Annotated in this window: 12 protein-coding genes; 9 read left to right on the top strand and 3 right to left on the bottom strand. The window is 70.5% G+C overall.

The genetic code is table 11. The features are described 5' to 3' along the window. From GY24_RS15690 to GY24_RS15675, 4 genes are all read left to right on the top strand, one after another. Positions 1 to 727: septum formation family protein (locus GY24_RS15690; protein WP_193953625.1), on the top strand; the 727-nt coding region annotated here is incomplete at its 5' end. Between the two features lie 125 nt (positions 728 to 852). Beyond that, positions 853 to 1,830, top strand: a complete 978-nt coding sequence (locus GY24_RS15685) for a ribokinase (RefSeq protein WP_161498759.1) — start codon at positions 853 to 855, stop codon at positions 1,828 to 1,830. Positions 1,831 to 1,840: 10 nt separating this feature from the next. Next, a complete protein-coding gene (locus tag GY24_RS15680) occupies positions 1,841 to 2,779 on the top strand; it encodes a nucleoside hydrolase (RefSeq protein ID WP_202972969.1) in 939 nt (312 codons plus the stop codon). 249 nt (positions 2,780 to 3,028) lie between these two features. Continuing rightward, positions 3,029 to 3,766 (top strand): hypothetical protein, encoded by a 738-nt coding sequence (locus tag GY24_RS15675; RefSeq protein WP_104477367.1) that lies wholly within the window; start codon positions 3,029 to 3,031, stop codon positions 3,764 to 3,766. A gap of 318 nt (positions 3,767 to 4,084) precedes the next feature. On the opposite strand, the gene GY24_RS15670 is transcribed toward GY24_RS15675, so the two are convergent. Further along, positions 4,085 to 4,672, bottom strand: coding sequence for an Lrp/AsnC family transcriptional regulator (locus GY24_RS15670; RefSeq protein WP_104477365.1), 588 nt, complete (start codon positions 4,670 to 4,672; stop codon positions 4,085 to 4,087). Positions 4,673 to 4,865: 193 nt separating this feature from the next. Between GY24_RS15670 and GY24_RS15665 the strand changes: the two genes are divergently transcribed. Genes GY24_RS15665 through GY24_RS15645 form a run of 5 tightly spaced genes read left to right on the top strand, consistent with a single transcriptional unit; the run spans position 4,866 to position 10,141 of the window. Next, a complete protein-coding gene (locus GY24_RS15665) occupies positions 4,866 to 6,443 on the top strand; it encodes an ABC transporter substrate-binding protein (protein ID WP_104477363.1) in 1,578 nt (525 codons plus the stop codon). A 20-nt stretch (positions 6,444 to 6,463) separates the two neighbouring features. Further along, positions 6,464 to 7,540: an ABC transporter permease gene (locus GY24_RS15660; protein WP_407662189.1), complete on the top strand. Its 1,077-nt coding sequence runs from the start codon at positions 6,464 to 6,466 to the stop codon at positions 7,538 to 7,540. Then, positions 7,537 to 8,388, top strand: coding sequence for an ABC transporter permease (locus GY24_RS15655; RefSeq protein ID WP_104477359.1), 852 nt, complete (start codon positions 7,537 to 7,539; stop codon positions 8,386 to 8,388). Before GY24_RS15660 ends, GY24_RS15655 begins: the two co-directional genes overlap by 4 nt. Further along, a complete protein-coding gene (locus GY24_RS15650) occupies positions 8,388 to 9,290 on the top strand; it encodes an ABC transporter ATP-binding protein (RefSeq protein WP_233279415.1) in 903 nt (300 codons plus the stop codon). The genes GY24_RS15655 and GY24_RS15650 overlap by 1 nt, the downstream gene beginning before the upstream one ends. Next, positions 9,287 to 10,141 (top strand): ABC transporter ATP-binding protein, encoded by an 855-nt coding sequence (locus GY24_RS15645; protein ID WP_104477357.1) that lies wholly within the window; start codon positions 9,287 to 9,289, stop codon positions 10,139 to 10,141. The genes GY24_RS15650 and GY24_RS15645 overlap by 4 nt, the downstream gene beginning before the upstream one ends. 256 nt (positions 10,142 to 10,397) lie before the next feature. Here the strand turns inward: GY24_RS15645 and GY24_RS15640 are convergent, their stop codons facing one another. After that, positions 10,398 to 11,195, bottom strand: a complete 798-nt coding sequence (locus GY24_RS15640) for an HAD-IIA family hydrolase (RefSeq protein ID WP_104477373.1) — start codon at positions 11,193 to 11,195, stop codon at positions 10,398 to 10,400. A gap of 126 nt (positions 11,196 to 11,321) precedes the next feature. Beyond that, positions 11,322 to 11,940 (bottom strand): metal-dependent transcriptional regulator (locus tag GY24_RS15635; protein WP_104477355.1); only part of this gene is annotated, 619 nt, incomplete at its 5' end.

The raw sequence follows: 11,940 nt of genomic DNA, 5'->3' as shown, positions 1-11,940 counted from the left end.
CGGCATGCCGGCCGGGGCCGCCGCCGAGCCGTTCGGCCACTGGGCCGCAGCGGTTCCGGCATCCGCCGCACCGGCAGGAACCCCGCAGCCGGGAGGCCCGAACGGGCCCGCCTCGACCGGTTCGGGGCGCCCGCCCGGCAGCGGGGGCAAACCGCCGCGCGCGCTCATCATCACGCTGATCGCGGTGGTCTGCGTCGCCGTGCTCGCCGGGCTCTTCATCCTCGGCACCAAGCTGCCCGCGCTGCTCGGCACCGCCCCGACGCCGACGCCCGCAGCGACCGAGGGCACCGCGCCCGCCACGGAGGCGCCGACCCCGCCGCCCGCCCCGACCGCGATGCAGCCGGCCGGCGAGCACAACTGGGACGAGCTGTTCGGCGGCGAGTGCCTCGACCCGTTCGTCAGCCCCTGGGCTGAGACCTTCACCGTCGTCGACTGCGGCGCCCCGCACGCAGCCCAGCTGGCGTTCCGCGGCAGCCTCGGAGGCGACGAGGCGACGCCGTTCCCCGGCGAGGAGGCCATCGCCGCCCAGACCAACGAGCTCTGCGGGCGGACCGGAATCGTCGACCCGGCCGCGGAGTCCGCCGCCGGGCAGCTGCAGATGCAGAGCTCCTTCCCCGTGACCGAACAGCAGTGGGCCGCCGGCCAGCGCAACTACTACTGCTTCGTCAGCGCGGTGTCGGGCGAGCCCCTCACCGCGAGCGTCACGGGCCCCGGCCCGGCCGCCTAGGCCCGGCCGAGCCCCAGCGGCCGGCCAAGCCCAGACCGCGAGGCCGACCGGTCCCGGCCCCACCAGAACTCACACCCTTCACCGCAGCAGAACACACACCCTTCACAGCAGCAGGAGACGCCACCGTGACAGACACCACCACCGCCCGCCTCGTCGTCGTCGGATCGCTCAACGTCGACAGCACGAGCTATGTCGAGCACTTCCCCGCACCGGGGGAGACGGTCGAGAGCACCGGCTTCGCGGTCGCGCTCGGTGGCAAGGGCACGAACCAGGCCGTCGCCGCGCACCTGGCCGGCGTCGAGACCCGGCTGATCGCCCGCATCGGCGACGACAGCTCCGGCGACTTCGCCCTGCAGACCCTCACCGAGCTCGGCATCCCGACGCTCGGCGTCGGGCGCCTGCCCGGCGTCACCACCGGAGTCGCGCAGATCACCGTCGTCGCCTCCGGCGAGAACACGGTCATCGTCACGGCCGGCGCCAACGGCCTGCTCGCCCCGGAGTTCGGCCCAGCCGACACCGCAGCGATCGCCGGCGCCGAGCTCGTGCTCAGCCAGGGTGAGATCCCGGCCGCCACGGTCGAGGCGCTGGCCGCGACGGCCGCCGCAGCCGGCACCCGCTTCGTGCTGAACCTCGCGCCGCCCATCGCGATCGACCCGGCCGCACTGGCCGGCTGCGACCCGCTCGTCGTCAACGAGCACGAGGCGCGGGCCGTCGGCCTGGTGCCGGATGCCGCGGCCGAAGACGGCGCAGACCTCTCGATCGAGCGCTGGCGGCAGCTGGCGGCATCCGCCGTCGCCGAGGGCCGCTGCGCCTCACTCGTCATCACCCTCGGCTCGGCCGGAGCCGTCGCCGCGGATGCCGCGGGCAGCTGGCACAAGCAGGCGCCGCGGGTCACCCCCGTCGACACGACCGGTGCCGGCGACTGCTTCACCGGAACCCTCGCCGCCTTCCTCGCCGAGGGCCGCGGGTTGGCCGACGCGACCGGCCTGGCCGCGGCCGCCGGGGCGCTCTCCGTGCAAGCACGCGGCACGGTCGGCTCCTACGCCGGGCGCGACGCCGTGCTCGCCTTCGCCGCCGAGCACGGCCTGACCGAGAAGCGCTGAGGGCACCGTGGTGACGACGCCGATCCCCCTGATCCTGGACTGTGACCCGGGCCACGACGACGTCTTCGCCATCTGGCTGGCCGCCGGCAACCCCGCGCTCGAGCTGCGCGCCATCACCACCGTCGCCGGAAACGGCACCCTGGTGCACACGACGCTCAACGCGCGCATCGCCTGCACCGTCGCCGGCATCAGCGGCGTGCCCATCGCAGCCGGCGCGGACCGGCCGCTCGTCAAGCCGCTGGCGACGGCCGAGTGGATCCACGGCGAGAACGGCCTCGGCGGGCCCGAGCTGCCCGAGCCGACCGTTCCGCTCGACCCGCGCGGTGCCGTCGAGCTGATGGCCGACACCCTGCTCGCCTCGGCCGAGCCCGTCGCCATCGTCGCCACCGGCCCACTCACCAACGTCGCCACGCTCATCCGCGACCGGCCGGAGCTGCTCGGCCGCATCCGCGAGGTCGTCTGGATGGGCGGCACCACCGAGCGCGGCAACGTCACCCCGTACGCCGAGTTCAACGCCTGGGTAGACCCGGACGCCGCCGCGATTGTGCTGGCCAGCGGCATCCGCTTCACCATGGTCGGGCTCACCGTCACCCACCAGGCGATGGTGACGGATGCCGTGCGCGACGCCGTCGCGGGCATCGGCAACCGCACCGGGGCCTTCGGCGCCGAGCTGCTGGACTTCTTCCGCTCGATGAACCAGGAGGCGCTCGGCCTGCCGGACGGCCCGCTGCACGACCCCGTCGCGGTGGCCGTGCTTGCCGATCCGGAGGCGGTCGGCAGCGTGCTCACCCGGCTCGACATCGAGCTGGCCGGAACCGAGACGCTCGGCGTGACCAGCGTCGACCTGGTCGGCATCCTCGAGCGGGAGCCGAATGCGCACGTCGCCCTCGAGCTCGACGCGCCCCGTTTCTGGCGGCTCATCACCGACGCCCTCGCCACCCTCGCCTAGCCCCCCCCCGCACCCCCGAGAAGTCGCCGAGACTGCGCGACTTGTCGTTCCGGCGCCCCAAAACTACAAGTCGCGCAGTCTCGGCGAGGTCGGGGGCGGGGTGGGAGGCGAGGAGGGTGGTTGGACGAAAGTTGCTTGGATGGGCGAATGGGGAGATGAAAGGTGATTGTGTGGCAAAAGGGGTCGGACGTACTGGACTGAAAGTCACGGATTTCTGCACGGACTGACCCATCGTCCATACTCGGAATCGTGAACGCTGAAGCCGCCCCCGCCATCCCCACCTCGATCGACGGACTCGAGTTCGTCATGATCTCCTCCTCGGGGAGCGCCGTCTCCAGCGAGTCCCCGACGCGCTTCCGCTACCAGCAGCTCGGCCAGATGATCTGGGGCGGCTACATCGGCGACACCGTGCAGCTCGGCCGCTTCGTCGGCCGCCGCGACGGCGACGTCGTCACCATCTGCTTCGCGCACAAGCCTGTCGACGGCGGAGAGGTCGTCCTCGGCACGGCCGAGAGCACCCTGCGCCGGGCGGATGACGGCAAGCTCTACCTCGACGAGGTCTTCGAGAAGGACGGCGAGGCCCACGAGAGCGCCTGCGTCGAGGTGGAGCCCCTGGCCGAGTGGCCGGCCCTCGACCCCGCGCACACCAGCGAGCCCCGTATGGACGGCACCGCCTTCGTGCTGCAGCGCTCCACCGCGAGCACCGTCAACGTGGACTCGCCGACCCGCTTCGAGTTCAGCGAGAACTCCGGCATCATCTGGGGCGACTACTTCGGCGACACGGTCACCGGCGGGCGCTGCGTCGGCCGCTACAGCGGCGGCGTGCTCCAGGAGTACTTCGTGCACCACGTCGTCGCCAGCGACGCCACGCTGCTCGGGGACAGCACCACGACTATCAAGCAGACGGATGACGGCCGCCTCGAGCTCATCGAGGACTTCGTGCTGGACGGCGTGCCCGGTTTCAGCGTCTGCGTGCAGGTCGACTAACCAGCGCGACGCGAAGCGTCGCGAAAGGCGGCAGCCTCATCCAAGGAGTCCTTTGGACAGCTACCGCTGCTTGCCGGGTGCGGGGTCTCGATACGCTCGTTCCTCGCTACTCGACCGACGAGTTTCGGCGCGATCGGCCAGCGGGCATGCCCCGTCCCGTTGGTCGAGTAGGCCCGCCAGGGCCGTATCGAGACCCGGACGTGGCGGAAAGCTGAGCCGGGTGCGGGGTCTCGATACGCTCGTTCCTCGCTACTCGACCAGCGGGGTTTCTCGTTCCTCGCTACTCGACCGACGAGTTTCGGCGGGCCCGCAGGCCGCCTAGCCGCTCAGGCTCGCGCGGCCCGGGTTCGCCCGGGTGAAGCGGGTCATGCCGAGCTGGGCGCCGGCCGGCTCCCGCGGGGGCAGGTCGCTCGGCAGCAGGTACGGGCGCTGGAACACCTCGTCCAGCACGAGCACCGTCTCCACCGACTTCACCTCGGGCAGCGCCGCCAGCACGCCGATCACGAAGTCGTGGATCGCGCCCACCTCGTCGCCGCGGATCAGCAGCATGGCGTCGTGCTCGCCCGTCGTGATGCGGCACGACTCGATCTCGGTCATCTCGCTGATCTGGCCGCGGAAGCTGGCCCACGACTGCGGGTGCACCGAGAGGAACACGAGCGCGCAGATGCCCAGCCCGGCCTTGGCCGGATCGATGCGCGCGCTGAAGCCGGTGATGACGCCATCCGCCATCAACTGCTCGACCCGCGTATAGACATTTGCGCGTGAGACGTTCACTCGTTCAGCTAGGGCTGACATTGAGATTCGTCCGTTATCTCGCAGTTCAGCCAAGATTTTCATGTTGATCTCGTCGAGAGTGCGCGGTGATTGTCCAGACTGGTCCTGAGCGTTCTGAGCTTTGCTAGACATAATGGCGGGCCTTTCCGTCGTTGGTGGCGCATTATCTGTAACTCTGGGGCTTTGATTGGACAGAGTAGCGCTGATTGTGCGAATGTCATGCAAAGCCGTCCAAGTATTTGGATCGCTGAGTCGGAAGCCTCGCCCAGAGATGCGCGCAGGCCGCCCGGCGTCTGCCCCGCAGTTCATGAGAAGGAGTTACCCCGTGCGCACCAAAATCCGCTACGTCGCAACAGCTCTCGGGCTGAGCGCATCGCTCGCCCTCGTCGGTTGCGCCGCAACCGCTCCGGAAGGCGGCACCGGCAGCGCTCCCACCAGCATCGTCATCGACACCGCGTTCACGCTCGAGACGGCCGACCCGGGTCGTAACTATGTGCCGACCGGCTACATGGTCTCGAAGGCGCTCTACGAGACGCTCCTCGACTTCGCCGGCTCCGACGAGAGCACCCCGGTGCCCGGTCTGGCCAGCTACACCCAGAACGACGACGCAACGGTCTTCACCTTCACCCTCGACGAAGGCCGCGTCTTCTCCGACGGCACCCCGGTCACCGCGGATGACGTCGTCTTCTCGCTGAACCGCGTCAAGGGCATGACCGAGAGCAAGGCCAACTTCCTGATGGAGGGCATCGAGGTCGCCAAGGTCGACGACAAGACCGTCGAGCTCAGCACCGCGACCTCCTCGCTCAAGCTGCCCGCGCTGATGACCAACCCCTCGCTCGCGATCCTCAACTCCAAGGTCGTCATCGAGAACGGTGGCACCACCGACAACACCGACGCCGCCGAGAAGTTCCTCAACACCACCTCCGCCGGCTCCGGCCCCTACATCCTCGACACGCTCAGCGTGGAGTCGCAGGTTGTGCTCACCGGCAACGAGAAGTACAACGGCGCAGAGGACATCGACTTCGACCGCGTCGTCATCCGCAACGTCTCCGAGAGCGCCACCCAGAAGATGAACCTCGAGGGCGGCGACTCCCAGGTGGCCGTCGACCTGAGCGGCGACCAGGTCGCCGGCCTGAGCGGCGCGGTCAGCGTCACCTCGGTGCCGTCGGCCCAGACGATCTTCCTGCTGCTGAACCAGAACCCCGAGGTTGCCGGCGTCACGGCGAACCCGGAGTTCGCCTCGGCCGTGCGCTACGCGCTCGACTACCCGGCACTCCTCGAGCTGGCCGGCGCCGGCTCGGAGCAGGCCACCGGCGTCATCCCGCCGTCGTTCCTCGGCGCGCTGACCGACGGCGTCAAGCAGGACCTCGCCGCCTCGAAGGCCGCCCTGGCCGCGTCCGGCTACGCCGGCGAGACCATCACCCTCGAGTACCCGAACGACTACCCGGTCGGCGGTGTGAGCTTCACCCCGCTCGCCGAGCGCATCCAGTCGCAGCTGTCGGCAGCCGGCATCTCCGTCGAGCTCGCACCCGCGCCGTTCACGACGCAGATCGACGAGTACGTCAACGGCCGCGAGGCGTTCAGCATCTGGTTCTGGGGCCCGGACTACGCCGACTCGGCCAACTTCCTTCCGTTCCAGGCCGGGGCCAAGGTCGGCCTGCGCGCCGGCTGGACCGCCGAAGCCGCCCCGTCCATCGTCGAGCTGGCCACCGCCGCCGAGACCGCGACCAGCATGGAATCGCGTGAGGGCGCCTTCAGCGACTTCGCCGAGGCGCTGCAGCAGCAGGGCCCGTTCGTGCCGCTGATCGTGCCCGGCTCGAACATCGCCACCGCCGACTTCATCTCCGGCGTCAACTACAACTCGACGTGGACGATGGACATCGCCGAGCTGCAGGCCAAGTAGAAGCAGAAGGAATCTCTAGCGTGGGAAAGAACACCCGCGCGACCCGCGTGCACCCGGCCAGAGCCCCACTTGGTGGATCCCCTCTGGCCGGGTACGTGCTTCGTCGCCTCGGAATGTCAGTACTGTTGCTCTTCGGCGTCACCCTGGTGACGTTCAGCCTCGCCAACCTCGTCCCGGGCAACCCGATCGTGGCAGCGCTCGGCGAGGGCGCGGCCAGCAACCCTGCCACTGTGGCGGCGTACATCGAGAAGCACGGCCTCGACCAGCCGCTGCCCGTGCAGTACCTCAACTACCTGCTCAACCTGTTCCAGGGCGACATGGGCGTCTCGCTGCGCACCGCGCAGCCGGTGGCATCCGACCTCGCCAAGGCCGTGCCGGCCACGATCGAGGTCGCCATCGGCGCCATCATCGTCAGCCTCGCCGTCGGCGTGGCCCTCGGCTCACTCGCGGCCTACCGCCGCGGCAAGATCAGCGACCAGCTGGTGCGCGTGCTCTCGCTCATCGGCCTGAGCATCCCGACGTTCTGGATGGCGCTGGTCAGCTTCAACTTCTTCTTCCTGCAGCTGCGCATCGCACCCGGCTCCGGCCGGCTCTCGCCGATCCTCAGCCCGCCGCCGACGGTGACCGGGCTGTACACGATCGACGCGCTGCTCGCCGGGCAGTGGGTGACGTTCATGGACGCCATGGCACACCTGATGCTGCCGGTGTTCGTGCTTTCGCTGTTCACCATCGGCCTGCTCACCCGCTTCGTGCGCACCTCGGTGCTCGAGGTGCTCGACGCCGACTACATCCGCGCCGGCCGGGCCAAGGGCCTCTCCGGGCCGCGGATGCTGTTCGGCTACACGCTGCGCGGCGCCTCGCTGCCCATCCTGACCATCGTCGGGCTCGCCTTCGGCTCGCTGCTCTCCGGCACCGTGCTGGTCGAGGCCGTCTTCGCCTGGCCGGGGCTCGGCAGCTACGCCTACAACTCCGCCACCAGCCTGGACCTGCCCGGGGTGATGGGCGTCGGCCTCATCGTCGGCGTGATCTACCTGGGCATCAACTTCGCCGTGGACCTGCTCTACGGCGTGCTCGACCCGAGGGTGAGGCTCGCATGACGCGCCGCTGGTTGCGGATTCCATCCGCCTGGGTGACGCCGCTCGGCGTGATCGGGGCCGTCATCGCGGCCTTCTGGATCGTCGTCGCGTTCACCGCGCAGTTCTGGGTGCCGTTCGACCCGCTGGCGCAGGTGCTGCCGCGCCTGCAGGCTCCCGGCATCGACACGATCATGGGCACCGACGCGCTCGGCCGCGACATCTTCTCGCGCCTGATGACGGGCGCCGGCGTCACGATCCCGCTTGCCCTCATGCTCGTCGTCATGTCGATGGTCGTCGGCACCCTGATCGGCGCCATCGCCGGCTACTTCGGCAAGTGGGTCGACGAGGTGCTCATGCGCCTGACCGACCTGGTGATGGCGTTCCCCACCGTCATCCTCGCCATGGTCGTCGCGGCAGCCCTCGGGCCGTCGCTGTTCAACGCCGTGATCGCCGCCTTCGTCGTCTCCTGGCCGCAGTACGCCAGGATGACGCGCAGCATCGTGCTCGGCCTCCGCACCCAGAACTACGTGATGGCCGGCCGACTGCTCGGCTTCTCGCCGTTCAAGACGCTGCGCGTCGATGTGGCGCCGAACGTCGTCGGCCCGATCCTGGTGCTCGCCAGCCTCGACGTCGGCACCGCGATCCTGCTGCTCTCCGGCCTCTCCTTCCTCGGCCTCGGCGCCCAGCCGCCGACCGCGGAGTGGGGCTCGATGATCTCCGCCGCCATGGCGAACTTCGACAGCTGGTGGATCGGCGTCTTCCCCGGCCTCGCGATCCTCACCGTCGTGATGGCGTTCAACTTCGTCGGTGACTCGCTCCGCGACATCTTCGACCCCACCTCCCAGATGAGCAAGGCGCGTGCACGCTGATGACCGACGTTCTGAACACCATGGTCCCGGATGCCGAGGCGACCGCCCCGGCCGTGCTCAGCGTGCAGGGGCTCACCGTCGGAATCGGCCCGCGCAAGGCGCCGAAGCCGATCGTCACGGGCATCAGCCTCGACCTCGTGCCCGGCCGCATCCACGGCCTGGCGGGGGAGTCCGGCTCGGGCAAGACGGTCTCGTCGCTGGCGATCCTCGGCCTGCTGCCGGCGAACGCCACCGTCGGCGGCTCCATCACGCTGTTCGACGCCGACTCGAACGGCGCCGGGCCGGGCGGCACGGAGCTCATCGGCATGCGCCGGCGCGCGCTGAACCGCATCCGCGGCCGGCGCATCGCCATGATCTTCCAGGACCCGTCCTCCAGCCTGCACCCGCAGCTGACGGTCGGCTCCCAGCTGACCGACCATGTGCGCACCCACCTGAAGCTCGGCCGCGAGGCGGCGCGCGACCGCGCCATCGAGCTGCTGACGCGGGTGCGCGTGCCGAACCCGGTCGAGGCCCTCGGCCGCTACCCGCACCAGTTCTCGGGCGGGCAGCGCCAGCGCATCGCGATCGCGATCGCCCTGGCCTGCGACCCGGTGGTGCTGCTCGCCGACGAGCCGACCACGGCCCTCGACGTCACGGTGCAGGCCGGCATCCTGCACCTGCTGCGCGACCTCGCCGACGAGCGCCAGCTCGCCGTGCTGCTGGTCACCCACGACCTCGGCGTGATGAGCGCCATCGCCGACGAGGTCTCGGTGATGCGCCACGGCGTGATCGTGGAGACCGGCCCGCGCGAGCAGATCTTCGGCGCCCCGCAGCACGCGTACACCCGCGAGCTGCTGGAGTCGCTGCCGAGCGCCCAGGGCGCAGACACGCCGTCCGCGATCCAGAAGGAGGCCGGCCGATGAGCGCGAGCTCGAACGATCTGCTGAGCGTCACCGACCTCGTCATCGAGTACCACGGCGCCTCTGTCGTGCGGGCTGTCGACGGCGTCTCGCTGTCGATCGCGCCCGGTGAGGTGCTGGCGCTGGTCGGCGAGAGCGGCTGCGGCAAGTCCAGCCTCGCCCGCGCCGTCGTCGGCATGGAGAAGCCGCGCTCCGGCAGCGTGAGCTACCGCGGCCAGGCCGTGCCGCTGCTCGGCGTGCGCCGCCGGCCGACCGCCTTCACGTCGATCCAGATGGTGTTCCAGGACCCGAACTCGTCGCTGAACCCGCGCATCCGGGTCGGTGCCCAGATCACAGAGGGCATCCGCGCCGCGCTCGCCCGCGGCGAGGCGGGCTCGAAGCCGGAGGAGTGGCTGGAGCGGGTCGGCCTGCCGACCGCGATGGTCTCCCGCTACGCGCACGAGCTCTCCGGCGGCCAGCGGCAGCGCGTGGCGATCGCCCGCGCCCTCGCCGCCCGGCCCGACCTGCTCGTCGCCGACGAGCCGATCTCGGCTCTGGACGCCTCCAGCCAGGCCTCCGTCGCCGACATGATGCGCCGGCTGGCGCTGGATGCCGGGGCCGGCCTGCTGTTCATCTCGCACGACCTCGCCATCGTGCGCCTGATCGCCGACCGCACCGTGGTGATGTACCGCGGCCAGATCGTGGAGTCCGGCGTCTCGGAGCGCATCTGGGAGGATCCGGCGCACCCGTACACGCGGGCGCTGCTCTCGGCCATCCCCGCGCCGGACGGCCGCGGCATCCTGCCCGCGGCCCCCGCCGCGGAGGCGCCCGCCGAGTGGCGCAGCGCCCTGCCGGCCGCGCTCGACCGCGTCTAGCGCCACCCAACCGCGCCACCCAACCGCCGCTGGTCGAGTAGCGAGGAACGAGCGTATCGAGACCCCGTACGCGAAACGGTTCCCGTCGTGGCAGGGTCTCGATACGGCCCTGGCGGGCCTACTCGACCAGCGGAGGGAGACCTCGCTCACAAAAAAACAGGAGCAGAGCGACTCCGGTTCCCCCAGGGGGACCGGTGTGACTCTGCTCCTGTTTTTCTGGCTGCTGCCGGAGAACTGGTGCGGGTGCGTCGCGCGGCTAGAGCGCGGTCTCGCGCGGCTCGGAGTAGACGAGCTCGTGCACGCCGGAGAGGATCTCGTCCGGCCGGAACGGGTAGCGCGCGATCTCGGCGTCGTCGCTGATGCCGGTGAGCACCAGGATCGTGTGCAGGCCCGCCTCGATGCCGGCGACGATGTCGGTGTCCATCCGGTCGCCGATCATGGCCGTGTTCTCGGAGTGCGCGCCGATCTTGTTCATCGCCGAGCGGAACATCATCGGGTTCGGCTTGCCCACGATGTAGGGCTCCATGCCGGTCGCCTTGGTGATGAGGGCGGCGATGGCGCCGGTGGCGGGCATCGGGCCGTCGGCGCTCGGGCCGGTGGCATCCGGGTTCGTGGCGATGAATCGGGCGCCGCCGACGATCAGGCGGATCGCCTTGGTGATCGCCTCGAAGGAGTAGTTGCGGGTCTCGCCCACGACGACGTAGTCGGGGCTCGTCTCGGTCATGATGAAGCCGGCCTCGTGCAGGGCCGTGGTCAGGCCCGCCTCGCCGATGACGAAGGCGCTGCCGCCGGGGCTCTGCGATTTGAGGAACGCGGCGGTGGCCAGCGCGCTCGTCCAGATGGCCTCCTCCGGCACGATGAGGCCGGAGGCGCGGAGCCGCGCGCTCAGATCGCGCGGGGTGAAGATGGAGTTGTTGGTGAGCACCAGATAGGGGTTGCCCTCGGTGCGCCACTGCTCGAGCAGTTCGGCCGCGCCGGGCAGCGGCTCGTTCTCGTGCACCAGCACGCCATCCATATCGGTGAGCCAGCATTCGATTTCATCGCGACGTGCCATGAGCATCCTTCCTTCAGTGCTCAGCCTAGGGCGGATGCGGCGTGCCCATGTTACGGCGACGGGTCGGAGGCGTTTCGCGGGCGGCCTCGCGGTGCGCCTCGCGGGCGGCCTCGCGGGCCAGAGCGACTAGGCGCTGACCCAGATGCTGGCGAGCGCCTCGGCCGAGAGCGCGAGCATGCGGCCGCCCGGCAGCAGCACGCCGGCATCCGCCAGCTCGAGCGCCGTGTCGAGGCCGATGCCGTTGTCGGTGAGCAGGCGGAGCACGGCCGGGTCGCGGTCGCTGATGCGCACGACGGCGCCGCGGTGGCCGGGGGCGGCCTCCGCGAGCAGCACGGCTGCGGGGCGCTGCAGGCTGCCGTCTGCGGCCGGGATGGGGTCGCCGTGCGGGTCGCGCCGCGGGTGGCCGAGCCGCGCATCGATCGCCGCGAGCAGCCGCTCGCTCAGCGCGTGCTCCAGCACCTCTGCCTCGTCGTGCACCGCGTCCCAGGTGTAGCCCATCTCGTTCACGAGCCAGGTCTCGATCAGGCGGTGTCGGCGCACCACCTGGAGCGCCCGCGCGGTGCCCGCCTCGTTCAGCCGCACCGCGCCGTAGGGAACGTGGGTGACCAGCCCCATGGCGGCGAGCTTCTTCACCATCTCGGTAACCGAGCTGGGCGCGATGCCGAGCTTGCCGGCCAGCGCGGAGGGCGTGATCGGCTCCGGCTGCCACTCGGTGTGCGCGTAGATGGTCTTGAGGTAGTCCTCG

It is taken from the genome of Microterricola pindariensis (assembly GCF_002936985.1).
GTDB classification, from domain to species: domain Bacteria; phylum Actinomycetota; class Actinomycetes; order Actinomycetales; family Microbacteriaceae; genus Microterricola; species Microterricola pindariensis.
The sequence above is the reverse complement of the archived record's forward strand: the minus strand, read 5'-3'. Positions and strand labels throughout refer to the sequence as shown.

Coding starts and splice junctions, on each gene's coding strand:
- GY24_RS15650 (WP_233279415.1), top strand. CDS start 8,388: ATGACCGACGTTCTGAACACCATGGTCCCGGATGCCGAGGCGACCGCC.
- GY24_RS15640 (WP_104477373.1), bottom strand. CDS start 11,195: ATGGCACGTCGCGATGAAATCGAATGCTGGCTCACCGATATGGATGGC.
- GY24_RS15645 (WP_104477357.1), top strand. CDS start 9,287: ATGAGCGCGAGCTCGAACGATCTGCTGAGCGTCACCGACCTCGTCATC.
- GY24_RS15655 (WP_104477359.1), top strand. CDS start 7,537: ATGACGCGCCGCTGGTTGCGGATTCCATCCGCCTGGGTGACGCCGCTC.
- GY24_RS15670 (WP_104477365.1), bottom strand. CDS start 4,672: ATGTCTAGCAAAGCTCAGAACGCTCAGGACCAGTCTGGACAATCACCG.